A 26,896-nucleotide genomic window follows, 5' to 3' on the forward strand; every position below is an offset into this window, starting at 1 on the left:
CTCCTTACGACTTTATAACTTGTCAATCTTAAGGTTATAATGTCACGTGTAGTATCCTATTACAAGATACCGTTTATCCTAGTATAAATACTGCTATCCTTGTTGAAGGAAGGAGGATGATAGATGAATTCCCAAGTTAGGCTGCAAGCGTTGTCCGCTTTTCTGAAAGGGCAGCGTGCCAAAATCTCTCCCGAGTCCGTCGGGCTGCCGCCCGGTACCCGGAGGAGAACACCGGGCTTGCGCAGGGAGGAGGTCGCCCAGCTGGCCGGCGTCAGTACCACTTGGTACACCTGGCTCGAGCAGGGGCGTGACATCCAGGTATCGTCATCCGTGCTGGACTGCGTCGCAAGTGCGCTGCAGTTGAACGCGGACGAGCGCAGATATCTGTACTCCCTTGCGCTGGAGAGCGGGGCGGAGCCGTATACGGTCAAACACGAAGCGGTGCAGATCAGCCCGTCCCTGCAAAAAATCATCACCGAGCTAAAATATTGTCCCGTCATGATATCCGATCGGAAGTGCAATATCGTGGGGTGGAACCGCGCGGCTGCGTACGTGTTTCTAGATTTTGACCGGATCCCGCCCGAGGAGCGGAACATGATCCGGCTGCTCTTTACCCGCAGGGAATTCCAGCGGCTGGCGGTGAACTGGGAGCAGTTTGCCAGCGGCTTCCTGTCGATGTTCCGAAGCTATTACGGTCAATATGTCGAGGATGAATGGTATGACCATTTTTTGGAGGAAATGAAGAACGGGCATCCGGATTTCAACCGCATGTGGGAGCAGAGCCAGGTTAGCTACGCCCCGGAGGTGCATCTGGAATTCCGGCATGCGAAGGCCGGGAAAATGGTATATGAGCTCACGTCGCTCAAAGTGTACGGAAATGATGACCTGCGATGCAGCATTTATACGCCAGCTCCCGACACGACTACGGAAGCGAAGCTGCGGCAGCTGATGGAGGAGTGATCGGAGGTAGCGGGGGAGCACTTGTTGCGCCAGAGGTAACGGATGCGGGATACACTTGTTGTGCCAAAGTAATTGGGCTCCGTGCCGTTTGCGCTTGGTGCTCGATGTGACGGATTGCGATACTGATGGTACTTATTGGCCAGAAGTAATGGATCCCATGCCTTTTGCGCTTGCTGCACCAGTAAATACAGACTCCGCGCCGGCACTTACTGTTCTTAAAGCAGCCTAACTACTTGTTGTTCCGACCTATCGGACTCCAGTTCCGTTATATGGCGAGATTATGCCCTAATTACAACTTTATCGGACACTAGATCCGTTATGGGGCTCATATCCTGCATATCCATCATATTTTGGAGCAAATAACGGACTCACAGTCCGGTTCGTGTTTCAGAATAGTGGGTTTTGGCTTAATAGCGTATTCTGTGTCCGTTAATAGAAAACATCGCCCTGTCGTACAAGCTTCAAACGCGTAGCAATGTAAATCTTCTCGCAGCTCGTCAACCGTCCACTCCTCCGCATAACAAAAGCCCCGTGTCCACACACGGGGCTTTCTGCTATTCAACGATATCGCCGTTAAGAGCGAGACCTGGGCCATCTAGGAGTTCCACAGGCATTCCGCGCTGTGCTCCAACGGGACCGATGGTTCACAATCGCCTAATAGCTCACTCCTTGACAGAGCGATTATGCCCAATCGCGCCGCAGCGTGAACAGATCCTTCAGCTCATCGGTAGACAGCTCGGTAATCCAGCCCTCGCTGCTTGCAATAACCTGATCGCTCAGCTGCTGCTTGCTCTCCAGCATCTCATCGATCCGCTCTTCGAGCGTTCCCATGGAGATGAACTTGTACACTTGGACGTCCTTGGTCTGCCCCATCCGATAGGCCCGGTCGGTAGCCTGATTCTCCACGGCGGGGTTCCACCAGCGGTCGAAGTGGAACACGTGATTCGCCGCGGTCAGATTCAGGCCGACGCCGCCGGCCTTGATCGAGAGAATCATGACGTTCGGCTGCTCTTCGGGCGGGAGCGTCCGGGATTGGAACTGCTCGATCATGCGATCGCGCGTCCCCTTCGGCGTGCTGCCGTTCAAGTACAGCACCGGCTCACCAAGCTCCTGATGCAGCACCTGCCGCATCATCTCGCCCATGCCGATATACTGGGTGAAGATCAGGCAGCGTTCGCCCTCGTCCCGCAGCTCCTTCACCATGGACAGCAGCCGCTCCAGCTTGGCCGACCGGTTGACCACGGCCTCGGTGTCAAGTAAGCCGCCGCCTCCCGGCAGTTCCGGGAGCGGCTCCTTCGTCAGCAGAGCCGGATGGTCGCAGAGCTGCTTGAACTGCGTCAGAGCTGCCAGAATGGCGCCTTTGCGCTCGATGCCCTCGAGCTTTTGCATGCGTTCCAGGAGGCTGTTCACGGTCTGATCGTAAAGCGCGCCTTGCTCGGCCGTGAGATGGATATAGGTCTTCATCTCGTGCTTGTCCGGCAGGTCGAGCTGAATCGCCGGATCTTTTTTCTTGCGGCGGAGCATGAAGGGCTTGATCAGCTTCTGAAGATCGGCCGTGCGCTGCTCGTTCTTGTCTTTTTCGATGGCCTGGATGAACCGGAGATTGAATGCCCGCAGGCTGCCGAGATATCCGGGGTTGATGAAGTCATAGATGGACCACAGCTCGGACAGCCGGTTCTCAATCGGTGTACCGGTCAGCGCAACGCGGTGCCTTGCCGGGAAGCTTCGCACGGCGGCGGATTGCTTGGTGTCGGCATTCTTGATGTTCTGGGCCTCGTCGATGCCGATCGTTTCCCATCTCATGTCTCTTAACATCTCTTGATCGAGCGTTGCCGTCGCATAGGAAGTAAGAATAATGTCCGCTTGGTAAGCCTCATGATAGAAATCCTCGCTGCTGCTGCGCTTCCCGCCGTAGTGCAGCATGACCCGGAGCGACGGGGCGAACCGTTCAAGCTCCTTCTGCCAATTCCCAAGCACCGAGGTCGGACAGATCAGCAGGGAAGGGAGGCGTCTCTCTTCCCGCTCCATCGTCGTCTCCTTCACGTGCAGCAGGTAGGCGATAAATTGCACCGTTTTGCCAAGGCCCATGTCGTCGGCAAGGCATGCACCGAGCCCGTAACGCCGCAAAAAAGCAAGCCAGGCAAAGCCGTCATGCTGGTACGACCGGAGCTCGGCTTTCAGACCGGCGGGGACAGGGAGGCTCGGCCATTCGCTTTGCCGGCCGAGTTGGCCGATGAGCTTCACGAGATGCTCGTTCAGCTCCACTTCCAGTTTGATCCGTTCCGGATCCCGCGTTTCTTCCGCATCCTGATGAACCTGCTCCGTCTCATCGCTGTTCCCGAGCAGATGCAAGTGCAGAATATCCTGAAACGACAGGCCTTCCTCACGGTCTACGCCCGCCATCATCTGGCGGATTTGGGCGACCAGAGCGGGATCGAGCGGAATCCACTGGCCCCGGAACCGCACCAGTCGTTCGTTCCGGGCAACAAGCTCGGCGAATTCCGCTTCGGAAAGGGTAGCTTCGCCGATGGCGATGCGCCAATCGAAATTGACCAGCGCATCCAAGCCGAACAGGGACCCGCCGTTGCTTCGTTCCGCGCTCTCGCCTTCGCCGGAGCGGACCTTCGCCCGCAGCTTGGGCTTCTTCCTGCTGGCGGCTTCCCACCAAGCCGGAAGCAGCACCAGCCAGCCGGACTGGAGCAGCCGCTGGCTGTCGACGGTCAGGAACTGCCACGCGGCCTCGTCGGACAGCGGGGCGCCGAGCATGTCTTCAGCCGGAGCGTGAAGCACCCGGGCCGGCAGGGCTGCCCGCAAACCTTGGAGCCAGCCGGCGGCCCGCTCCTTGATATGGGCGGTCCATGTCTCCGGCCACGATCCGTATGCCTGCCCGTCTTCGGCCAGACGAACGGCTGCAAGCGCCGCCGCGTCCAGCTTGTCCTGCAATACGAGCCGAAGACGCCACTCGGCTTCTTCTTCGTCCGGCTCCAGCAATTGCAGCAGGGGGCGGAACGGAGCGGTATCCGGCCGCCATCCGATGGCAATCAGCCAGGACTTGTCATCCATGCCTTCGGCCGCGGTACGGCTCGGCGAGAATAGCAGGGGATACTCCCTGCGCAGGTCAGCCGCGGCTTCTTCGCTGCCGTACCACTGTTCTTGAACGGCGGCGGAGAACGCGGCGCGCAAGCCTTCATTCCATATCTCGTCTTCAATCAAGACGGAGAGGCGGGCCTGCTCTTCGGCTGAGAAAGCCGCCGTATCCCAGATCCATTGCAGCTTGCCATTCTTGAAGGCGCTCAAGCTGGGCGCGTACTGCTTATCCTGAATGCAGGCTGCCAGCGAAGTCGCAAGTTCAATGAAGGGAAGGCAATCCTCGTCCCAAACCCATTCGATGTGTTCGAGCAGCCGGCCGTCCGCGAAGAACGGTATGACTTGCTCGGAAGGCAAGATGATGACTTCCATGTCCTGAACGGATTGGACGGTAAGCTCTGTTCCGTAGAAGGAGGCTTCATGCCAAGCGAATAAACGGTGCTTCAGGTATTGTCCGGATACGTAACCCCGCATGACGGTAGAGCCGTATAACACGGCATCTCCGTATTCGCTTAATGCCATATGGACCGTGATGGTTTCCGTGTATCTGCTCATGATATCAGCTTTCCTCTCCGAAGCTCTTCCTGGAATGCGCGAAGCCGGCTGTTGCGTACGGACAAGGAAATAATGAACGAATCCCAGCGCTCCTGCTGTTTGAGCTTTTTATATAACTTAGCCAGCCGTTTGAGCAGCTTGACGGCTGCTTTGTAGCCGGCTCGGTTCTTGTGAAGGATATATCGTTCGACGGCCTGATGGTAAAAAGGCAGCAGCAGCTCGGGCGCATTCTTCTCGATGGGCGCGAGCTCGCTGACCCGGAGCTCCAGCGGCTCCCGGCCTGTGCTTAATTGATAGTCGATCCATTCCCGCCATCTGCCGTGCGTGATCAAGGCATTCTGATAGATGTCCTTCGAATAAGGGAGCATGTCGGCAAGACTGCTCCACATCCGTTCCGCTTCCCCGGGCAGGTGCTCTATGACGGCATCCCAGTAGAATTGATAGCTGCTGAGATGCTCGTTGCGGTGACTGCCAAGCAGCGGGCCGATCTCCGGGAGCCAGCGGGCCAAGCGTCCCCAGTCTCGTCCCGAATGCAGCATGTCGAAGAAGCCCAGGACGGAAGCCGGGGGCAGGCTGCTGACCTTGTCCGCTGCCCTGATCAGGTCCCAGGACGATTCGTCTTCCCCGAGATAGAAGGACATTAAGCTCTGCGCCGTATACCATGAGGCGCGCGAAAGGCTGCTGCCGAGCTCCGATTCGGCTGCCTGCAGCTGCTCCAATTCCTCCTTGATCAAGCCGTCGTTTTTTTTTGCCAACGGATGAATCCAGTGCATCCAGAGCTGCATATAGACCTGGGCGTAAAATTTACGGTTCCGCGGTTCGCTTAGCATGCTCCGCCGGACAAACGAGATCGTCTCGGTCAGCCGCTGTCCGAATGCCTCTTCGTGTTCGCCGTCCACAAGCCCTTCATGAAGGATTCGCTCGATTCTGGCCAGGATATGATCCGCTGCTACCTGCGTATGATAGCCGATGTAAGAGCCTGAGGCATTCCAGGCACTGGCTGGCTGCTTGACCAGCTTCTCGAGAATGAAGAGATGGGCATGGAGCTCGTATAACGGATCCATATCCAGCGGCAGCGGCGGTTTAATGTGATGGAGGGAAGCCAGCGCGTTTTTGGCGTAAAACGAATTCTGCGTATTAGCTCCCAGCGAAGCCGTGCAAACCTCGAACAGCTCATGCCATGCGGAGATCGGCAGCTCGGGCAAATGGTCGGCCTTGACTCTCCATTTCGAAACTCCGGCAGGCGGGCGTTCATGGCCTTGGCTCAAACCGGACTCGCTTCGGTCATACGAAGAAGATGCGGCATACGTAGTGGAATGCGCATTAACCAAAGCATGGATGGATCGGCCCTGAAGCTGGGCATAGTCAAGCAGAACGGCCACCATATGCTTGCAGCCCTCGTTAACGGGACAGCTGCATTCGCTGTCGCTCAGGGAATGCAGCTGAAGCCTGATGCGGTAGGTTTCCGTTCCATCCACGGAAGCCTCGATCACACCGGACGCATCCGCCTTTTCGCTGGCGTGGACACGGCCCTGCTTGTAATATTGAAATCCCCGTTTAATGGTCAAATCGCTGAAATAACCGGCAGTTTGCTGAATGAGCGTTTGCCACTGCAGATCATCTAAAGTTAAGTTTGGGTTCATCATCGGACGGTCTCCTAAGAGAAATAATTCTGAGTATCCATTTAATCTATCACATTCCCCTAGATGAAGAAACCAGCCGGAGCAGCTTCGCGCTGGAAAAGCCCGGCAGCAGGCTGCACGGGCTTTTCGGAGTAGAGCGTTCGATCAGGAATCCTCATATTGAACGATGAAACGGCCGACTTGGTCGCATTCCTCGGCGAACCATACCTCACCGCCGGAATCCACGGCAATGCCGTGAGGCTCGGCTGATGGGGTGGGGATCGGGTACTCGGTAATGTCCCCGGTACATGTTATTCGTCCGATCCGGTTGGCTCCCCACTCCGTAAACCATAAATCTTCGCGAGCTCCCGCCGCGATGGCATGGGGTCTGGCATTCCCGGTCGGGAGCTTGAATTCCGTAATCTCCCCGGTCGTCGTGATCCGTCCGATTTGATTGCCGTTGATTTGAACGAACCACAGGGCGCCATCGCCACCTGCCGTGATGCCGACAGGCCCTGATTGTTCGGTTGGAATCCGGTACTCGGTGATCTCCCCGTCTACCGTAATCCGGCCGATGCAGTTGTTTTGGTTTTCCGTAAACCACAGCGCGCCGTCCGGACCGGCCGTAATATAGGAAGGGTACGAGCCTGCGCACGGCAAATCGTATTCCGTGATAACGCCTGCCGGCGTAATCCGGCCAATCCGATTGCCGATTAGCTGGGTGAACCATATGGCTCCATCCGGGCCTTCCGTCAAGCCGTAAGGAGACGAGCCTGCTTCCGGCAGCTCATATTCCGTGAATATCCCTTCCGTTGTCATCCTTCCAATATTGTTCGCTTTGTACTCCGTGAACCAGAGGTCCCCGTTAGGGGCAGAGAGGATGGACATGACCCCCGCATCCGGCGTCGGGACATCGAAAGTACGCATATCCCCTCCCTTGGTGATTCGTCCGATCCGGTTTCCTTTTTGCTCCGTGAACCAGATGGCCCCGTCTCGTCCTGCCGCAATACCATAAGGTCCCGACTCCCGGTTCGCTATCTTGTACTCCTGTACCGTGATCTGCATGCAAACATGCCTCCTTGTAGAAGTTGTTAGGATGCTTAAAGCGAATTCTTCATTTGATTGAGCGTGTTCAAATCTCGCGTTCGGATTTCCCAGATTGGGGAAGGCTCTCCTGTGGATGCTTGGATGAATTCCTGTCATCGGTAATCTCTAGTCTCTCAATAGGTGTTGATAAAATAGTAAAAAACCTCCCACTCCGAGATTTCGGAATAGGAGGCGAATACGAACAAAGAAGATGCGGACTCTACATGAAGAAGTCTCAAACATCCACCCGTCACATATAAAAAAAGCCGCGCGAATCCTATCCCGAAAACCTCGTATCGTGAAATCGAAGTGTTTTCCAAATGCTTGGGACAGGATTAGTAGATCATTGGCTTTGGGTTCACCCTTTCATTTCTGGTTGCCTAGACTTTACCATAGGATGTTCCGTGGTTTCAACCTCGGTTTATCCGAAGTTTGCCTTACAGCCGTCGGTTGCGTTTCTCGTCGATGTAGAGTTCAAGCGCGGTTATGGCCCGGATCATCAATTTGATGAGGAGATACAAAGCATATAAACCGAGAAGTGCGAATAGCCCGTATACGATAATGCTAAGCATGGAAAACATGCCGAAAAAGGATATCCCCTGGTTCAAGGAGCTCACCTCCCTTCAAGGTACTGTTTTACGAATCGTATCGAAGATTCTAGCTGTCGTATCCTTAAGACTAGGCGATGGCTTAACTCCCCGCTGAAGCTCGGAGCTCGGATACAGGTGAGTTCGTGCCCGATCCATGACATACTTATCGTTGGTATCCCGAATGAATGCCATTAACCTTGAGTTAAGTGCATTCCATATTATAACAATCATTTCTGATTCTAACATATCATCTGGAATGTGGTCATGAATTTAAGTTTAAAAGCGGCAATTTTTACTGACGATGATCGAAAAAATTGAAATGGAGACGTTTTTCGTCATTTTTCATGGATATGCACGAACCAATTGCGTTCACCTTGCGTCTTAGTTATAGATGCATTACTGAATATTACAAGCCAAGGAGATTAGCGAACATGATAACCCGGAAATGGACGAAAATGGCTGCAAGCGGCGCTATAGCGGCCGCGATGCTGTTAAGTACGGCGGTACAGGCCCAGGCCGCGCACAAGAAGGACTTGGAATTTTTAAACGTCAATCATTATGTAATGACGCCGGATGTCAAACCCGTCATCGTGAACGGCACAGTGCTGGTCCCCCTGAACACGGTCAAGGAATACTTGAAGCCTATGGGGCTCCGCTGGAATAACAAGAGTAAGACGCTAACCGTTAACACGGGCACCGACCAAGTCACCTTGAAAATGGGAAGCGACGTTGCCGAGGGAAAAGAGAAGACCTACGCCCTGTCCGTTCCCGTGCAGCTTATGGATGGTCGCGTCATGGTTCCCGCCCGATTCATGACGGAGCTGTACAATGCGGAAGTCCGCTTGGATACGAAGGATGGCATGGTTTACATTTATACGCCGGAGGTTGACCTGTTGACGGCGGAGGAGAACAGCAATGTGAAGCTGTATCCGGTCAGCGCATCGAAATATGGCAGATATGAGGGCATGGTGGTCGAGGTAGAAGGTAGGAAGCGGGTCTTTAAGGACTGGGATGGAGGAGAGGCTACGCGTAAACCCGTCATTCATTACCAGGATGTCACAGGCGATGGCAAGCCGGATGTTGTTGTGTTCTACGTGGACGGGACGGGCACCGGTCTATACGTGGGGGAGATGCATGTAGTGGACGCCGGGTCTCTGGAGGAAATCCCGATCGAATCGCTGGAGCAGGCCGTATCGAGCCATGTGCAGTCCAGCATCCAGAAGTATGCGGATTACTTTACGGTTAAGGTTACGGTTAACGGAAAAGAAAGCGTCCAAAAGTTCAAGGACGATTCCAAAGATAAAAGCTATCTATTTGATAAGCTTGGCTTCGGAGCCGTTGTCAGACATCGTTTGGCGGAAGGACGGCTTCTTACGGAAGCGGCAGGAAGCATGAGCCCGGCCGGTTTTGCCGGGGATCTCCGAATAACATACCGATTTAATGAAGAGTTGAACCGGTTTGAGGTGGATGAGATGGAATATCGTCGTTTGGAAGAGCGAGGGCAATAACGGTTTTTTATCATAAAACTTTAGGACTACACATAAACGCATTCCGGCAGGATGTGATCAACATGGGTTAGAAGCGGAAGGTTTCGGTCGGATGATGTGAATACCGAATGTGATGGGCGCTGCGGCGCCCTTTTTGTGCTGTGCTTTTATGGATTTCAACGCCGTTTACATCTCCGTAGCCGATCGCCGAAATGGGGCGTTCACCATTTGCCTCAAGAAGATTTTATCCCTTCTTGTAGGACTTTATTACCATTTACTTGAGTCTTAAGATTCCTCTAAGATAGTTAATAAACCTGACACATTTTAGCGAAGAATGGAGATTGATTTTGAAGTAAACGCATTCAATGTTAAGTAATATAACAAGCCTATACCATAGGGACTTTGAACGGGGTGTATATATGCAGCAATGGCTTGGGAAATCGCTAAAGCATAAATTGTCGTTGCTTATCATTATCGCTACGCTGGTGCCGCTGCTGTTTCTGGGCATTTTCTCTTTTAACATAGCCAAAAGCCTGACCGAAGAGAAGGCCAAAATTACGGGGATGAATACGCTCCGACAGCTGGAAGCTTACCTGGATACGATGGTCAAGGACGTGGAGAATATCTCGCTGTTTCTCATCGGGCATACCGGTGTTCAAGCCTATCTGAAGACCGAGCAGAGCAACTACGTTCAGCAGACGACGGTTATTAATTTTTTGACGAACCTGGCCTTTTCCAAAGATTATATCGCCAACATCATCGTTGAACCGCTCGGCAGCAAAGATGCGATTTCGCATAAATCCTTGGTACGCTCCGAGTTCCGGAATATTACCGAAATGGTTCCCGATTATTACGAACACCATCCCAAATGGTGGTCCTTCGTTCACCGGCAGTGGACCTTTGAAGGCGTCAGGAAGGTCATCACGCTGGCCAGGCCGATTCGGAGCACGGATAAATACAAGCCGATCGGAAATCTGCAGATCAATCTGGATCAGGGCGTCATTGCCAATCAGTTCCGGCAGGCCGTCCTGGAGAAGACCGGATTCGTCCTTCTTCTTGACGAGAATAACCGGATTATCGCCGGTCCGCCGGATATGGAGACCAATTTGACGCTGGCGGATTATTATCCTGCGATTGGAGAGTTCGAGGGGCTCAGCGGCAATATTGACTATGGCGAGGGAAGCAGCAAGAAGACCATTCTCTATAAGAAAATGTCCAGCGTGAACTGGAAGCTCGTCGGCATCATTCCCTCGCAGGAATACCGCTCCCAGAACCAGTATTTCATCAAATTGACGGCGGTTGCGGTCACGGTGGCCATCCTGCTCGCCATTGTTCTGGTTCTTTTCCTGATCCAGAAGATTACGAATCCTCTGTCCGTCTTAACGAAATTCCTCAAGAGCTCAAGCCCGGAAGAGCCGCTGCCGGCGCTGCCGGTCAAGACGGTCGACGAGGTCGGGCAGCTTATTATCAGTTATAACCGGCTCAGCTCCCGGATCGTGAAGCTTACCGATGAAGTGAAGCTGAACGAGTCGCTGAAGAAGGAGGCGGATATGCATGCGCTGCAGGTGCAGATCAATCCGCATTTCCTCTACAATACGCTGTCATCGATCCATTGGCTGGCGCTGATGAACCAGGATGTGAAGATTGCCGAGATGGTGGGGTCGCTCAGCGATTTTCTGAGGTTCAGCCTGAACAACGGGCAGGAATACTGCACGATACAGCAGGAGATCATGCATGTCCGCCATTACGTGAATATTCAAACCATCCGCTATCCGGAAAAATTCGAGTTTAAGGATCATGTGGAAGAGGATCTGTATCAGCACGCCATGCTGAAGCTGCTGCTGCAGCCGTTGGTGGAGAATTCCATGCTGCATGGCATCCTGAGCCGTGACGGGATAGGGACGATTACGATTCGCGGACACCGCGAACCCGAAGGGATTCGCTTCGTGGTGGAGGATGACGGCATCGGGATGACGGCGGAGCGCCTGAAATGGCTTCAGGAGCAGCTGGTCGAAAATCCGCTGCAGTACGAGAAGGGACAAACCCCGCGCGGCAGCTACGGGCTGCGGAACGTCCATAAGCGGCTGCTCCTTCATTACGGGAAGGATGCGGGGCTGCGTGTGGAGAGCACCGAGGGTGCCGGGACACGGGTGATGTTTACGATACCTGATTTACCTGAAATTCAACAATCGGAAATATCCGGCAAAGGGGATGGCGACATTGAAGGTCATGATCGTTGATGATGAAGTGATCATTCGAAATGGTTTGAGTACCGTGATCAATTGGGCGGATAACGGCTTTACGGTGCTGACGCCCGCGGCCTCGGCGGAGGAAGCCCTTCAGCGGATTCCCGTAGAAATGCCCGAAATCATATTTACGGACATACGCATGACAGGCCTGAGCGGATTGGATATGGCGCATCAAGTCAAGCAGCAGCATCCCGAGATCGAGATCATCGTCATCTCGGGATACGATGAATTCGCGTATGCGCAGCAGGCGATGCGGGAAGGCGTGAGCGATTACCTGCTGAAGACGAGCAGGCCCGGGGAAATTATCGAGGCTGCTGTCCAAGCCAGGGAACGGCTGCTGCAGCGCAGGCTTACACAAGCGAAGGGGAAGGCCCAAGAAATGGTGGTCAACCGGGGCTTTCTGCGAAGGCTGCTTGCTTCCGGCACTCCGTTGGATGAGCATGCCGAGGCCGAATTGTGTGAGCGATACCCGGAGCTATGTTTGGAATCGAACGGCTCGGTGCTGCAGATCTGGATGCTGTCGGTATATCCGCTGCATCCAGAAGAGGCGGAACAATCGAACGTGAGCGAGCTGCATCGATTAATCGGCACGGAGCTGGCCGAAGTGCTGCAATGCGCGTGGCTGGAGTGGAACGGCTCCCTGCTTCTGTTGGTACGGGCAGAGCCGAATAATGGCTGGGGGCGGGTAGATTCCGCTCTGCATAAGATGGAATCCACGCATGCCTGCCGCATCACGGCTGCCAGCGGCCGCCGGGTCGCAAGCGTCAGGGAGCTGCACATTGCGCTGGCTACCGCGGTAGTGGCCAGCTCCTACGAGTGGCTGCTGCAATCGGAACGGCATATCCGTTATGAAGATATCGAAGGACGCACAGGCATCCGCACGGTATGTTCGATGGAAGAGGAAACCAAGCTGTCATCCCTGCTGCGTTCGGGAGAATCCGCCGACTTGCAGGCATGGGTGGCGGATCTGCTGCGGCGCATCCAAAGCCAGGTTCAGGCAACGCCCGGCTCGGTTCAGGCTTACCTGCATTCCCTGATCGTCTCGGCACAGCGCTGGCTCATACGGGCTGCGACGTCTATCGGCTATACCAGTCCGGTGAAAGTGGAAGAGACGTACGATATCCGCGAGTTGACCAAGAATCCGGAGAAGGTGCTGGTCGATTCGCTCGGGCTCATCATGAAGGAGTACCGTGATATGGTGTCGACGACAAGTCCCGTCCAGCGAGCGATCTCCTTCATTCATGAGCATCTGGGACAGAGCTTGTCTCTCCAACAAGTGGCCAAGCATGTTCATATGAATCCCAACTATTTCAGCGAAATGTTCAAGAAGGAGACCGGGCAGAATTACATCGAATTCGTAACCCAGGCGAAGCTTCGGAAAGCGATGCACCTGCTGCGGGAAACGCCGGCCAAAATCAGTGAAATCGCGAATGAAATCGGCTACGAGGATATCAAATATTTTAACCGCCTGTTCAAAAAGTGGACCGGATTGACCCCTTCGGAGTATCGGGCAAATCCCGAATCCTGAATTTTGTCCCTCTATGGACTGAATTATATCCCCTATGTAAGCGTTACATCCTCTTTTATACTTGGGCTAATCATCTTGAAGCTTCATCATTTTCGTATATTAAAAGGGGGATTGACCATGAGACCAAAACGTAAAATAGGTCTTGTACTGCTGATGATGACACTGGTTCTTGCAGCATGCGGAGGCGGGCAAAGCAAAGAGCAGGCCGGAGGAAACGAAGGCGACCAAGAAAAGGTCAAGCTGACCATCTGGCATAACTTTGCCGGTGACGACCTGCGCGCGAAATCAGTCCGAAGTTTTATCGATCAATTTGCTCAGGACCATCCTGAAGTTACGCTCGACGCGCAAGCGATTCCACCGGACGGTTACCGTCAGCGTCTGAGCACCGTTGCGGCTGCGAATGAAATGCCGGACGTGTTCTTCGTTTATGCGGGAAGTCAGTCGGCCGAGCTTCATCAAGCGAAGCTGCTTCAACCGATCACGGAAGTGCTGGACGCCCATTCCGATTGGAAGGACAAATTCCTGCCGGGCGCATTTGATCCATACGAGTTCGAGGACGGTCAGATTTACTCCGCCCCGCTGGGCATGTCCGCAACTTCGATTCTCTACTACAACAAAGCGTTATTTGACAAACATAACGTAAAAGTTCCGACGACTTGGGAAGAAATGATGGCGGCGGTTAAAACGTTCAACGATAACGGCATAACGCCGATCGCCCTCGGAAACAAAGCGCCGTGGGTCGCGCAATCCACCATTATCGGATCGATTGCCGACCGCGTGACCGGCACCGAATGGTTCAAAAAAGCGGCTGCACAGGATGGCGCGAAATTCACCGATCCTGAGTTTATCGAAGCGCTCGGCTATTTCAAAGAGCTCGTCGACAACAAAGCATTCCAAGAAGGTGCCAACAGCATCGACAACACGCAAGCCGAGCAGTATTTCATCCAAGGCAATGCAGCGATGATGATCAGCGGCGCGTGGACGCTCACCAACTTGGCGGCTTCTTCCTCCGAAGAGCAGATGAAGGATATTGAAGTGACGACTCTGCCTGCGATCCCTGGAGGCAAAGGCGAAGCTAACACCATCTCCGGCGGAGCTGGCGGCGGTCTGGCCCTTAGCAGCAGAACGGAAGGGAAAGCGAAAGAATTGGCGCTCGAACTGATTTATGCCGTGAGTGGTCCGGAAGCGCAAAAAGCGATTGCCGAGAGCAACTCCATGGTCATGTACGATACCGAAATCGATGAGTCGAAAGTTACTTCCCTGTACTACAAAGCCTTTAACCTGGTGAAATCCACAGGCATTACGCCGGTATACGATGCTTATCTGTCTGCGGAAGCAGCTGAAGTCATCAACAACGGCCTGCAGGAAATCATGATGGGCGGTGCCGTCGAAGGCGTGGCCCAGAAGCTGCAGGATGCGCAAGCCCGATCCGCTACTCCATAAGAATAGATTCACCGCTGCATAAGGATTAGGAGGGAGGAGGCTGCCATGCCTACAGCGATGAGAAGCAAAGGATTTATAGCCATAGCTCTTCTTCCTGCGCTTCTGTTGTTTCTGATATTTGTCATCATTCCGGTTTTTTGGTCAGCATACTACGGATTTTTCAGTTGGAAAGGGTTCGGAGACGCCACGTTCATCGGCCTTGACAATTATAGAGAGATGTTCAAGGATCCGATCTTCTGGCGGGCGCTTCGAAACAACCTGATTCTGGTCGTATCGTCCATTATCGGCCAGGTTCCGATCGCGTTGATTCTGGCTATCGTATTGTTCAAGAATTCGTTCTTCTCCAGGTTCATCCGGTCCGCCGTCTTCATGCCGATGGTTCTCTCCACGGTGGTTGTCGGTCTCATCTGGGGTTACATTTACCACCCGCAGTTCGGGATTGCCAACTATGTGCTGGAGATGCTCGGCCTGGAGTCATGGACCCGTGCTTGGCTGTCCGATCCGAAGGTCAACATGCTGGCGATATCGATTCCGATTAACTGGGCGAACATCGGCCCTTATCTGGTCATCTTTATCGCGGCACTGCAAAATATTTCGCCAGAGATTCACGATGCGGCCAAAATCGATGGCTCCACCGGCTGGAACAAGCTGATGCAAATCACGCTGCCGATGGTCTGGAGCACGGTGGTCGTAACCATTGTGCTCTGTATCTCGGGAAGCCTGAAAGCTTTTGACCATGTCATCGTCATGACAGGCGGCGGACCGGCGCAATCGACCGAGCTGCTTGCTACCTATATGTACAACAGCACGTTCAGCGTGTACCGTTACGGTTACGGCTCCGCCGTTTCCACGATGATCATGATCGTCAGCGCCATTCTTATCGCGCTTAATTATTTCGCAACGCGCAGAAAGTCAAGTTAACATGAAGGAGGGAGCGATGTGAATTTACAGACGACCGGGACCGGAAGTAACTCAGGGAAACGCGTCATCACGAAGGGGTTAACCGGATTCGTAAAATTGCTGCTGATTGTGTATGCGATTCTTACGCTCTATCCCTTGTACTGGCTTTTTACGAGCGCGTTTAAATCGAACCAGGATTTCTTCAACAACCCTTACGGCTTGCCGAAGGAATGGATGACCGAGAATTTATTCCGGGCATGGGAGCTCGGAAATATGGGCCGAGCGATGATCAATTCAACGGTTGTAACGATTACGGCCGTCGTGCTGACCATCCTGCTTAGTTTACTAGCGGCGTATGTGCTGTCCAGATTCCAGTTTCGGTTTAAAAAGCTGGTGGTCGTATTGTTCACGACCGGGCTGCTGATTCCGATCCACAGTACGCTGGTGCCCCTATTCATTATGATGAAAAATATCGGCCTGCTGGACACGTACGGCGCACTCATCCTGCCATATACGGCGTTTGAGCTGCCCATCGCGATCTTTCTGGCGATGGCGTACATGTCATCCATTCCAAGAGAGATTGAAGAAGCGGCCATGATCGACGGCAGCGGCTGGTGGGGAATCTTCGGCCGAATGATTCTGCCGCTCTGTACGCCGATTGTGGCAACGATATCGATTCTGGCATTCCTCCGATTCTGGAATGATTTCTCTTTCGCCCTCGTATTTATCAATACGCAGGCATTGAAGACGCTGCCGCTCAGCTTGTCCCTGTTCTCGGACGGCTTCGGCACGGATTACAGCCTGACGATGGGAGCGATGGCGATCGCGGTCATTCCGACGATCGTGGCCTACCTGATCCTGCAGGAGCAGATCATGAAGGGCATGGTGGCAGGATCCATCAAAGGTTAAACTTTAAGCGAAATTCATATTCTTGAAAGAAAAAGCCTCTTCCGGTCAACGGAAGGGGCTTTTCGTATGATTGGTCAAACAGAGTCATCGGGGTTCATGCATTTTTTCCTCTCGAAAATATTCGTGCACGTTTTTCGGCCACGTCATGCCGGCAAAAGAAATATAATAGAAACACGAGAACAAGAGAGCATGATGATTAAGGCCAACAAGCGTATGGCCCTTTAGAAAGTACATCAAAGCGGGGAGGAACCCAAGTGATATCGGCTGCCAATCAGCAGGAGTATTACCAGGCGCTGCTGGAAAAGAAATCGGAGTACGAAGGCGTGTTTTATGTAGGCGTGAAGACTACAGGGGTGTTCTGCCGCCCGACATGCCCGGCCCGGAAACCGAAGATGGAAAACTGCGAATTTTACGAGACGGCTCAAGAAGCGCTGCTTGCATCCTTCAGGCCTTGCAAACGCTGCCGTCCGTTATCGCACCCCAATCAGGTATCGGACCTGGTCCGGCTGCTCGTAGAAGCCGTTGAGGAGAATCCGGAGAAAAGGTGGACCAACCAGGACTTCCAGAAGCTGTCCGTTGATGCTTCGACGGCAAGGCGCCAGTTCAAGAAGCGGTTCGGGATGACCTTCGTTGAATACGCACGGGCGCGGCGGATGGGACTTGCCTTGAAGCAAATCCGGGAGGGGCATGCCGTCATCGATGCCCAGCTGTCGACCGGCTACGAGTCGAGCAGCGGCTTTAGGGATGCTTTTTCCCGCATCATGGGCGCGGCGCCTAGCCGATCGGGGCATCATAACATCTTAAAAGCTTCATGGATCGACACGCGTCTCGGGCCGATGATGGCCATCGCGGACGAGGAGGCTTTGTATCTGCTCGAATTCGTGGACCGCCGAGGCCTGGAGCGTGAGGTTGAACGGCTCCGGCAGAGAACCAAGTCGGCGATTATTCCGGGTCATACGGCTCCGATCCGTTCGATCGAGCAGGAGCTCGCAGCGTATTTTGACGGGAGGTTAACGCAATTCAAGACGCCCTTGTTCTTGCTGGGATCGCCGTTTCAACAAGAAGTGTGGGACCGATTGCTGCGGATTCCCCCCGGCCAAACGACTTCGTATGGCGAAATCGCAGCGGCGATGGAAAGACCGACCGCGTATCGTGCCGTTGCCCAAGCGAATGGCGCCAACCAGCTTGCGATCGTCATTCCATGCCACCGCGTGATCAATACAAGCGGTGAACTCGGCGGATATGGCGGCGGCCTATCACGAAAGCAGTGGCTGCTGCATCATGAGCAGTCCATGAGTGCTGGAACCATACATGAATAGTAGACTTTCGTCTTAGAAAATGGTCTTACCTATAGGTAAGACCATTTTTGTATAAATCGTGCAGTCATTGGTATGACGTAATGATATATAGAATCTTTAAAATAAAGAGCATACCGGGCATGTTGGATTACTGTTCAAATTTCCTTGAGCAGATCGTTAGAAACATACATATCATTCTGTCGATAAGTCGCCCCTGGTTTATCGTGGAACGATTGGAATGAGTACGACTCTATCTGTTACAGATATGCTACAATCTAACTAGTTATAGCGCTCGTGACTTCATTCAGCGGTGACTCCAATATACAATTAACCCGAAAAATACGGCGCTCAGATGGAGGTTAGAGATGAATCTCACCAACAATAAGAGTTACGTATTTTTTTGGTTAGCCTCCACCATTTCATATTTTGGCACGTATATAACCACACTTGCTCTCCAAGTGCTGGTGGTGGTTAACCTGGAAGGCAGTACCGTTGATGTGGGCTGGATCCATTCCTCGAGGTGGCTGCCCTATGTGCTGCTGGGATTGGTGGCAGGAGTGATTATTGATCGCGTCAGTCGTCGGAACATCCTGGTACTGACCGATTTGGGACGGGGGATCTTGCTCGTAGCGATTTGCCTACTGGCATTGTTCGATGGAATCCATGTGGGCATTCTGATGATCATCATGATACTCTTCGGGACGATGTCGTTATTCAATGATGCCGCATCTCAATCTATTGTGCCCCAACTCGTGCCGAGAAGGTTGTTATTGCCCGCTTATGCACGGTTGGAGCAAAGCGCAGCCGTTGCGGAAACCAGCGGCCCCGCAGCTGCCGGTTTATTAGTCTCCGTCATTACCGCTCCGTTTGCCATCTTGGTTAACGCAGCTTCGTATCTGTTTTCAGGGCTGGTTATGGCTTTCATTAAACATCAGCCCATGCAGGAAAAGGCCTCGAATGAACGCATAGTTGAATTGATAAAGGAAGGATTGCGCTGGGTTTACCGGCATCCGTTTCTTAGCACGCTGGCATTCAATACCCATGTGTGGTTTCTATTTAACAGTATGCTGGGTACGGTGCTGGTAACTTACGCTCTCACCGAATTAGGGTTTAATGCGTCAACCCTGGGACTGGTCATGACATCAGCCGGGATTGGCGCTGTTATAGGCACGACGTTATCAACCCGGGTCAGCAAGCGATTTGGAATTGGACGCAGCATCACGTATGCCAGACTTTTGTATGCACCTGCGGTCCTGTTCATGGTTCTGGCACCATCCACTGACGACGGTAATCTGTCGATTCAGACCTTCCTCTTGATCGGATTTGGGCAACTGTTTTATGGATTTGCATTAGGCATTGAGGGTCCGATTGAGATGGGTTACCGGCAGACGATCACACCTGCACACTTGCATGGGCGTATGAATGCCACCATGAGGTCTATCAACCGCAGTATGATCGTTATTGGAGCACCTCTGGGTGGCTTAATCGCTGATGTATATGGATTTCGCACTGCATTAGGCGTTGTTATCACCGGACTGGCTGTAGTCGGAGTTTGGTTCGTGTTCTCACCGATGCGGGCTGCCCGGATGGATGATACGACGGATGTGAGTAATTAGATCGATACGATCTGCACAGTCATTGTGCGTTACCTATGGAAATTTAGTGCTCCTTCGCACGATTTCAATTTCAAGCACACGCAGTACCGTTCAGCAGGTACGAAAGAGAGGGAAAGACGAGATGATGGTTTCGATTCTAGCCTTGGCAGCTGCCATTTCCGGAGGCATTGTCGCTTCAGGAGCAGGTGTGGCTATTTTGGTCGGATTTGTATTCTTTTTGATCGGCTTTTCCGGAAAAAAAGGGAGACGGCCGAATTTCCTGGCTCCGGACGGGCTCAAGGTTATCGGCACGCTTTTGATTGTGGCCGTGTTCATGGTGTTGGCTTATTCCTGTACCTTGACCAGCGGCTCGCTGATCCGTTTTAACGGGATGGACCCTGTCTTGCAATACGAGCAAGGAAAGAAACTGCTGCTTATCGGAATAGTCTCCGCTGCATGGTTTGTCGCCAGCTTCCTCTGGCTGCTCCCGTACGCGGTCGAGATCAAGCCGCGGGAGTGGAATCGCAATCATCTGGTATGGGTCTGCGTTTATTTCATGCTGGTCTTCGCTGCCGCCGGGGCCGCGATGCTATGAATGGATGTGGCCGGAAAAAGCAGTTGGAGCATATTTCGAGTTACTAAAGTGCAAAGCAGCCTAGTTCCTGCCTTCAAGGATGAGCATGGGCTGCTTCTTTATATTATAGAAGAAAAAAATCATCGGGGGCTTTTCTCCTGGCCCGGCCTTGCCGGCACCGTTGCCGTTTCCCTGAATTTGACCGGGGACATGCCATAGTTGGCTCGGAATACTCGGTGAAAATAGGAGTAGCTTGCGAAGCCGCAGGTTTCCGCGATTTCCTCCAGCGTCATCGTGCTGTATTTGATACGCTCGACGGCTGCGTTCAGCCTGATCTCCAAGGCATACTGAATCATGGTTTTTCCGTAATACTCCTTGAACAGTTTAACCGCCCGGGATAAGCTGAGCCCGACATGGGAAGCAGCCTCCTCCAGTTTGAAGGTTAGGGTGGCGTGCTCCTCCACGAATCGCTTCAGCCGCAGGGCGGTGAAGGCAAGGCGATCGGTCGGCTTGATCTCGGAAATGGCGCGGTCCAGGCAGAGGCAGAGACTGCGCAGCAGGTAGTCGGTCAGCTCCCCGATTTCCCCTTCAAGTCCGCGCCGCTTCTCCAGCAGCATCTGTCTCCACAGACCCAGCAAATAATCGTCGAGCCCGACGTGACTGACGACAGGGCGGGAAATCCGATTCCACCAATCATCAATCCAGGAGCCATCGCAGAATATAAAATAATCCCCGCTGGACACGCGGCCATCCTCGCCGTCTTCCTTCACACGCAGCTCGTATTCATCGCCGGGCTTCAGCAGCAGCAGGTCGCCTGCCTGCACGTGGTGCTCGATGCCGTTGCAGTAGATTTCGCAGGAGCCTTCGGTTTGGAGGCGGAACAGATAAGTTGTCAATCCGCCCCGATGGCTGTTGCTGAATTGCTGAAAGTGATAGGAATAGTCGCAAATGAGCAGCCTTGCTTCCATAATGGTAACAACCCCCAGTAAAAATATAAGCAGATAGTTCATGTTGCAGCAATATTGTTTATGTTCATTTTAGCCTATTTGCATGTATGATAGTAGCAGATAGAGCAGTAACTCATTTTTGGAATCGAGGTGCGCTATAATGAGAAGAATGAACATTGGTTTGCAAATGTATACGCTGCGCGATGAAACGGCACAGGATTTCCGCGGTACGCTCCGCAAAGTGGCTGAATTGGGTTATGAAGGCGTGGAATTCGCAGGGTATGGAGACATTCCAGCCGAGGAAATGAAAACGCTTCTTCAAGAGCTTGGCCTGAAAGCGATCGGCAGTCACGTAGGCCTGCATCTGCTTCGTGCAGATCTGCAGAAGGAAATTGATTACCTGAAAACCATTGGCGCTAAATATATGATGTGTCCATATGTAGCCGAAGAAGATCGTAAAGATGCCGAGGATTGGAAGAACCTCTTCTCCTTCCTGGAGGAAGTAGGGGCTGAAGCTCGCAAGCAGGGATTGATCTTTGGATATCATAACCATGCATTTGAATTCGAAGCCGAGGTCGATGGCCAGTTCGTCTTTGATGCGATGTATTCCGCAACGACGCCGGAAGCCGTGCAAGTGGAGATGGACGTATGCTGGGTACAATTCGCCGGACAAGATCCGCTTGCCTACATTCCGAAATACGCTGGACGTCTTCCGCTGCTTCACCTGAAAGACTTCAGCAAGGATGCGGAAGGCAACATGAAGACGCTGGAGCTGAGCCAAGGCTCGGTTAACCTGCCAGGTGTCATTCAGGCTGCATCCGACGCAGGCACGGAGTGGCTGATCGTCGAGCAGGACGTATGTCAGAATCCGCCGCTGGTAAGCGTGGGGAACAGCATGAACTGGCTGAAGCAGAACTACCTGAACCAATTTTAATCTATTAGCACAAAGGAGACTTTCAATGAGTAAAATTAAAGTGGCTGTGTTTGGCTGCGGCGCAATCGCCCAGCGCAGACATATTCCTGAATATGCGAACAATGCTAACGTGGAGCTGGTTGCTTTTGCCGATCCGGTAAAGGAACGCGCTGAAGAGATGGCAGCCCAGTATGGCGGTAAAGCCTATACAGACTATCAAGAACTGCTGAAGAACGAGAAGCTCGACGCCGTTAGCGTATGTACGCCGAACTATCTGCATGCTCCAATGAGCATCGCGGCTGCGAATGCCGGCCTTCATGTGCTGGTGGAGAAGCCGATGGCAACAACGGCTGAAGAGGGAGAGCAAATGATCGAGGCAGCCCGCAAGAACGGGGTGTACCTGATGGTCGGCCACAATCAGCGTCTCATGCCTCCGCACGTAAAAGCGAAGGAAATTCTGGATTCCGGCAAACTCGGAAAGGTGCTTACCTTCCGTACTTCCTTCGGCCACGGCGGTCCGGAGAGCTGGAGTCTGGACGGACGAGACAGCTGGTTCTTCCGCAAAGAAGAAGCGATTATGGGCGCGATGGGCGATCTCGGCGTGCATAAATCCGACTTTATCCGTTATTTACTGAACGATGAAATCGTGGAAGTGGCCGGTTTCATCGGTACGGTCCATAAAGAAGGAACTGATGTGGACGACAACGCGACTTGCATCGTTCGCATGAAGAGCGGGGCCGTGGGCACGCTGATGGCAAGCTGGACGCATTACAGATCCGGCGATAACGGAACGGTATTGTGGTGCGAGAAAGGTGCCATGAAGATCGGTACCGTTAACGGTGACGAGGTGGTTGTGGAGCTGACCGACGGTACGGTGGAAACTTACAAGGTCGGCGCCATGGCAACTAATGAGAAGCAGGTTCCGAGCGGCGTCATCGACGCTTTTGTCGAATCCATTCTCACCAACACGCCGCCTAGCATTTCCGGTGAGGAAGGACTTCGTTCCTTGAACGTGATCTTGGGTGCATTCGAATCCCAAGAGACCGGTAAAATCGTGAAGCTGTAATAAATGAGTGTAGAGGGAGGCCGTACGCGTACGGCTTCCCTTTGGTGTATACAGGATAGTAAAGCATGATTTCGGGAAACAAAAACCTATAAAAAAGGGCCGCTCTGCCATCTTCATGGAGAGCGGCTTTTTTCGTATAAAGATTTTACTCGGCCCTTCGTGTTTCCCGATACATCCCATCCAATTTGATGCTGTCTCCATCCTCCACGACGGGGATAAAGATCGGCCGTTCATCCGGCGTCCGGTTCGGGGTATGCACGGTCAGCATCAGCTCCCCCTCCCAAGTACGGAACACCATGCCGTGCCCGCCGTCGCTGGAATATAAGGGTTCGGGCTCTTGAAGCCAAGGCCCGCATAGCTTGCCGGTTGGCGACTTGGCAACGCCGAGCGCGTATCGGCCATCCACAAAGCTGGCCCATACCATGAGCAGACTTCCCGACGTTGTCCGGAACAGAAACGGGCCGTCCGTCACATAGTTGCCCGATCCGGGAAAGCGGGGCGAGTGGAACGGCGTGGCCCAATCGGCCTCGGAGGCGCAAAACAGGGTCACGGGCTCCGAGGCGGCCTCTGTGAGATCGGGACTCAGGCGCATGGCACAGATCTCACCGTCGCCGACCTGCTGCCACTCGTGGCAGAACACCATCCACGGCTGATCCGCTTCGTCCATATACAGCGTGCCGTCCAGGGAACTCCAGTCGGCGGGGGTCACCGGCCCCTCGCTATGGAGGGAGAAAGGTCCTGTCGGCTCATCTGCCGACAGGACCGCGGTGCCCAGCCGATCGTTATCTTTTCGGCGGAAGGTGGCAAACATGATGTAACGCCCATGGTACGGGTAGACTTCCGGCGCCCAGAAGTTCACGTCAGCGAAGAAATCGTCCGGTTTGCGAAAGACCGTATAAGGGCCTTCCCAATCGCTTAGATCCCGGCTTATATAGACATCGAAGCCGGTTCCTTCTCTCCATATATTTTTGTCGGTGCTGCCGTACATATAGTATATTCGCTGTTCCGGATCAGGCAGTACGTAGGGGTCCCGCAGCTGAATGTCTCCAGTTTTCATGCGTAAGCGTTCACCTCCTTCAAATTAACGATAGGAAGGATAGATGATGCCGATATCCCTCTCCGTCTTCAAATCTCCGTCTGAATACAGCTGCATTTCATTGCCTTTGATCCGGATCGGTATGGACGTGCCTTGATAGCGAAGCTCGCCTTCAATGGTGCGCACGCTCATGCCGATCACGCCCTCCAATTGTCCGCTGCGGTCCGTGACCAGCCGAATCCCGGCTGGGCCTTGAATATGAAAGCGGCCTTCCCGGAATACGGTCACGTTGTCCGGGGTATTCACCAGTTCGTAGTGCAGCCCGTTCACGGTTCGGCCATATGCCGTGTTTCCGGCAACTTCTTCGCCATGGTCCATATCGACCGGGAGCAGTCCCGTAAACCACAGCCGATCCGATCCGATCGGCATGATGCCGCAGAGCCGTTCCACGTAATCCAGCAGACACAGAATGGAAGGGGAATACGTCTCGGTAAAGCCCTCTTCACCGGTCCAGGGGCTCAAGGTTTGCGAGAAGCGTTTCGCCTTGGACAAGGCGGACAGAATCGGCTGCAGTACCCAGGTCAGCTCGACATAGCGATGGTGATGTTCAAAGGCGTGCGGCGCCCGGATCAAGCTCAAGAAATTGGACGGACCGCCCCAGCTGTTATAAGAGGAGGACGGATCGAACCGCGGATCGTCCATCGCCAGGGACGTAAACGGATATTTGGCGAAGAATTTGCTCGTATTCAGCAAATACCGGCGCAGCATGTCGTCAAACAGCCCGCGGTCGCCCACTTCGCAGGCCATCACGCGCAGCAGCACGTCGGATTGAACCCTGACCAGCTCGTCGTTCCGATCCCGGTCGTAGAAGAATTGATCCTCCTCGTCATAACAGTAGCGGAGGAGGTTATCCAGGCTGGCTTCGGCTTTGGCCCTCCAATCGGCTCCGGATTCGCCGAGCTCTTCGGCCATGCGGGCCAAATACAGGCGCTGGCAGTAGATGTTGGCGGTCAAATCCGGTGCCAGGAAGGGCAGCACCGGGGAGTCCGGGTGGAAGGCAGCGGCATCATTCCTATAGGGCGTATCCGGAACATGCCAGAACCTGGGCGACAGATCATGCCCGGTATCAAAGGTGCTGAAAGCCTCCACGCAGCCGGTCCCCCGGCTGTTGCGGTAACGCGCGATCCAGTCGTCGTAAAGCGACATGGCTTGGTACATGGTCTTCAGGAAGGGGAGATCCCTTCCATGAAGCTCGTAGTGGTTCCAGACGCAGCGTGCCAGCGGCGTGACGAGCTGGATCTGGCGGAACGACGGTCCGTTCTCCGTCAGTTTATAAGGGAGCAGCCCATCCTCTCTTTGCTGATCCGCAAACGCCAGGTAGGTTGTTTTCGATACCGAGGGGATCAGTCGCGATATCAGTTCCGCGTTGATGGTGCCGGTGCTCTCCAGCCAGCAACCGAGGTAGATTCCTCCTTCTTGCAGAATCGAATCGCTGCCGTTCATCGGCACGATGCAGGCCAGCAGCTTCTCCAGTGCGGTATAATAAGCTGCTTCCAGCTGTCCGCCCGCTGCCGCGAATCGGACGCCTGTGGCCTGCCATTCCTGCAGCAGCTTCCGGTCTTCCGGTTTACCCGTCTGCACCTGATCCCTTATCGAAATCCGGCGCAGCCGGTCCAGCATAGCTTCTGTCATGTCCGCCTCCTTGAAAGCTTGTTATTGATTCGATTCAAATATGCGCACGGTGCCGTTGTAGAAGTCCGCAACGGCCTGCTCGACGTTTTTCCGGCCGAAACCGATCTCCTGGGTCGTCGTCTGGGCCAGCTTGGAGAACTCGGCGAATCCCGGCGGATTATAACTCACGTCAAAAGGCTCGGTCTTCGTGGCTTCCGATACGAGGCTCGTATAATTGTACACAATCTCCTCCACAGGACCCGCTTCCTCCTGGAGCAGGTTGCGATTGGCTTCCGTTACCGGCACGCCGCGGTCGTTGCCGAGGATTTTGGCCGCTTCGGGATCGTTGATCCAGAAGTCCATAAGCGTAGCGACTTCCTTCGGATGCTTGGTGTTGGCATATCCGGATAGTCCTTGGCTGGACTCGAATACCACGCCCGTACCCTTCGGACCTCGTGGTACCGGATGGAGAATGAGCGGATCTTCCGTCAGGCTCTGGAACGCAGCCAGCTGATTGGAAGGGAGGAGGCTCATGGCGGCTTTGCCCGTAATCAACAATGATTTGCTGGTATCATCGTGCGGATTGGACACCTGAAGTTCAGGCGTAACGACACCGCCGGCCTTCGAGGCCTGCTCCCAATACTCGAACCATTCCTGAATGTCTTCCTTCGCGAAGCCGAGCTTTCCGTTCTCCATATCATACAGCTGTTTTCCGCGCTGCTTCAGGAAGATATCCATTCCGTCGACGGTGAAATTATAGGTGCCGTATACGCCGTCGCCGAGCTTGTCGGACAGTTCTTTGCTGATGGCGGCAAATTCCTCCCAATCCCAATCCTGCTCCGGCAGAGGAATGCCTGCCTTTTCAAACAGCGCCTTGTTGATGACGATTCCCCGGGCGTTTGCGCCGGCCGAAATATGCTGCAGCTTCCCGTCCAGCCGGCCGTATTCCACCATGGTGGCATCCATGCCGTCCAGCTTCAGTTCGCTGCCGACATACGGATCCAGGTTCAGCAGCACATCTTTTTTGGCATAGTCCACCACGTTTCCGCCCAGGAAGAAGATATCCGGGGCGGTGCCGGAAGCGAGCTGGGTGTTCAGCTTATCGAAATATCCGGAGGAAGGCGAGAATTCGCCGACGATTTTGATGTTCGGGTGTTTGTTCTGGAACACCTTCAGGGCTTCGTTCGTAATATCGGCCCGTTTCTGGTCGCCCCACCACATCAAACGCAGCTCGACCTGGCCGGTCGGCTCAGCCCCTGCGTTCGTACTCCCGGCTTCTCCCGTGTGATCCGTTCCGGAACAGGCGGTGACGAATAACAGGAGTGAAGCCAACATTCCAACGAAACATTTCTTCAACATGGATAATCCCCCAGTCTAATC

The 26,896-nt window shown here is 53.7% G+C and carries 20 protein-coding genes; 12 read left to right on the forward strand and 8 right to left on the reverse strand.

Annotated features, from left to right (window positions below):
- Positions 1-123 precede the first annotated feature (123 nt).
- Entirely contained in the window at positions 124-960 is an 837-nt protein-coding gene (locus tag M1D70_RS02325) for a helix-turn-helix transcriptional regulator (protein ID WP_009595875.1), read from the forward strand.
- A gap of 681 nt (positions 961-1,641) precedes the next feature.
- Here the strand turns inward: M1D70_RS02325 and M1D70_RS02330 are convergent.
- The 4 genes from M1D70_RS02330 to M1D70_RS02345 all read right to left on the reverse strand — a co-directional run bounded on the left by M1D70_RS02330 (position 1,642) and on the right by M1D70_RS02345 (position 7,918).
- Positions 1,642-4,602, reverse strand: coding sequence for a DEAD/DEAH box helicase (locus tag M1D70_RS02330; RefSeq protein ID WP_456289021.1), 2,961 nt, complete (start codon positions 4,600-4,602; stop codon positions 1,642-1,644).
- Positions 4,599-6,248, reverse strand: a complete 1,650-nt coding sequence (locus tag M1D70_RS02335; protein ID WP_456289022.1) for an SWIM zinc finger family protein — start codon at positions 6,246-6,248, stop codon at positions 4,599-4,601. Before M1D70_RS02335 ends, M1D70_RS02330 begins: the two co-directional genes overlap by 4 nt.
- A gap of 141 nt (positions 6,249-6,389) precedes the next feature.
- Complete coding sequence (vgb(C), locus tag M1D70_RS02340; protein WP_456289023.1) at positions 6,390-7,289, reverse strand: streptogramin B lyase Vgb(C); 900 nt, start codon at positions 7,287-7,289, stop codon at positions 6,390-6,392.
- A gap of 458 nt (positions 7,290-7,747) precedes the next feature.
- On the reverse strand, positions 7,748-7,918 hold the full coding sequence (locus tag M1D70_RS02345; RefSeq protein ID WP_012818667.1) for a hypothetical protein: 171 nt from the start codon (positions 7,916-7,918) through the stop codon (positions 7,748-7,750).
- Positions 7,919-8,331: 413 nt separating this feature from the next.
- Here M1D70_RS02345 and M1D70_RS02350 point away from each other — a divergent pair, with 413 nt between their 5' ends.
- From M1D70_RS02350 to M1D70_RS02390, 9 genes are all read left to right on the forward strand, one after another.
- The gene (locus tag M1D70_RS02350) at positions 8,332-9,408 is read left to right on the forward strand and encodes a copper amine oxidase N-terminal domain-containing protein (RefSeq protein ID WP_456289024.1); all 1,077 of its coding nucleotides are present in this window, start codon (positions 8,332-8,334) and stop codon (positions 9,406-9,408) included.
- A 398-nt stretch (positions 9,409-9,806) separates the two neighbouring features.
- The gene (locus M1D70_RS02355) at positions 9,807-11,627 is read left to right on the forward strand and encodes a cache domain-containing sensor histidine kinase (protein ID WP_456289025.1); all 1,821 of its coding nucleotides are present in this window, start codon (positions 9,807-9,809) and stop codon (positions 11,625-11,627) included.
- Positions 11,617-13,164 (forward strand): response regulator transcription factor, encoded by a 1,548-nt coding sequence (locus M1D70_RS02360; RefSeq protein WP_456289026.1) that lies wholly within the window; start codon positions 11,617-11,619, stop codon positions 13,162-13,164. The genes M1D70_RS02355 and M1D70_RS02360 overlap by 11 nt, the downstream gene beginning before the upstream one ends.
- A 117-nt stretch (positions 13,165-13,281) precedes the next feature.
- The gene (locus tag M1D70_RS02365) at positions 13,282-14,607 is read left to right on the forward strand and encodes an extracellular solute-binding protein (RefSeq protein WP_009595478.1); all 1,326 of its coding nucleotides are present in this window, start codon (positions 13,282-13,284) and stop codon (positions 14,605-14,607) included.
- A gap of 45 nt (positions 14,608-14,652) precedes the next feature.
- Complete coding sequence (locus M1D70_RS02370) at positions 14,653-15,528, forward strand: carbohydrate ABC transporter permease (protein WP_009595489.1); 876 nt, start codon at positions 14,653-14,655, stop codon at positions 15,526-15,528.
- An 18-nt stretch (positions 15,529-15,546) separates the two neighbouring features.
- On the forward strand, positions 15,547-16,416 hold the full coding sequence (locus M1D70_RS02375) for a carbohydrate ABC transporter permease (RefSeq protein WP_456289027.1): 870 nt from the start codon (positions 15,547-15,549) through the stop codon (positions 16,414-16,416).
- Between the two features lie 254 nt (positions 16,417-16,670).
- The gene (locus tag M1D70_RS02380) at positions 16,671-17,735 is read left to right on the forward strand and encodes a bifunctional transcriptional activator/DNA repair enzyme AdaA (RefSeq protein ID WP_456289028.1); all 1,065 of its coding nucleotides are present in this window, start codon (positions 16,671-16,673) and stop codon (positions 17,733-17,735) included.
- A 344-nt stretch (positions 17,736-18,079) separates the two neighbouring features.
- Positions 18,080-19,330: an MFS transporter gene (locus tag M1D70_RS02385; protein ID WP_456289029.1), complete on the forward strand. Its 1,251-nt coding sequence runs from the start codon at positions 18,080-18,082 to the stop codon at positions 19,328-19,330.
- Between the two features lie 121 nt (positions 19,331-19,451).
- Positions 19,452-19,904, forward strand: a complete 453-nt coding sequence (locus M1D70_RS02390; protein WP_326119625.1) for a hypothetical protein — start codon at positions 19,452-19,454, stop codon at positions 19,902-19,904.
- 119 nt (positions 19,905-20,023) lie between these two features.
- On the opposite strand, the gene M1D70_RS02395 is transcribed toward M1D70_RS02390, so the two are convergent.
- Positions 20,024-20,851 carry a helix-turn-helix domain-containing protein gene (locus M1D70_RS02395; RefSeq protein WP_100539862.1) on the reverse strand — a complete coding sequence of 276 codons (828 nt, stop codon included), beginning with the start codon at positions 20,849-20,851 and terminating at the stop codon, positions 20,024-20,026.
- A gap of 139 nt (positions 20,852-20,990) precedes the next feature.
- Between M1D70_RS02395 and M1D70_RS02400 the strand changes: the two genes are divergently transcribed.
- Together M1D70_RS02400 and M1D70_RS02405 are read left to right on the forward strand one after the other, a co-directional pair.
- Positions 20,991-21,764 carry a sugar phosphate isomerase/epimerase family protein gene (locus tag M1D70_RS02400; RefSeq protein ID WP_456289030.1) on the forward strand — a complete coding sequence of 258 codons (774 nt, stop codon included), beginning with the start codon at positions 20,991-20,993 and terminating at the stop codon, positions 21,762-21,764.
- Positions 21,765-21,789: 25 nt separating this feature from the next.
- Positions 21,790-22,809, forward strand: coding sequence for a Gfo/Idh/MocA family protein (locus M1D70_RS02405; RefSeq protein ID WP_071222294.1), 1,020 nt, complete (start codon positions 21,790-21,792; stop codon positions 22,807-22,809).
- Positions 22,810-22,954: 145 nt separating this feature from the next.
- On the opposite strand, the gene M1D70_RS02410 is transcribed toward M1D70_RS02405, so the two are convergent.
- Genes M1D70_RS02410 through M1D70_RS02420 form a run of 3 tightly spaced genes read right to left on the reverse strand, consistent with a single transcriptional unit; the run spans position 22,955 to position 26,875 of the window.
- Positions 22,955-23,866, reverse strand: coding sequence for a glycoside hydrolase family 43 protein (locus tag M1D70_RS02410; protein WP_394057890.1), 912 nt, complete (start codon positions 23,864-23,866; stop codon positions 22,955-22,957).
- A 24-nt stretch (positions 23,867-23,890) separates the two neighbouring features.
- On the reverse strand, positions 23,891-25,537 hold the full coding sequence (locus M1D70_RS02415; protein ID WP_456289031.1) for an MGH1-like glycoside hydrolase domain-containing protein: 1,647 nt from the start codon (positions 25,535-25,537) through the stop codon (positions 23,891-23,893).
- 21 nt (positions 25,538-25,558) lie between these two features.
- Entirely contained in the window at positions 25,559-26,875 is a 1,317-nt protein-coding gene (locus tag M1D70_RS02420; protein WP_100539866.1) for an ABC transporter substrate-binding protein, read from the reverse strand.
- Between the last annotated feature and the right edge of the window lie 21 nt (positions 26,876-26,896).

The sequence above is a fragment of the Paenibacillus sp. AK002 genome (assembly GCF_053903045.1).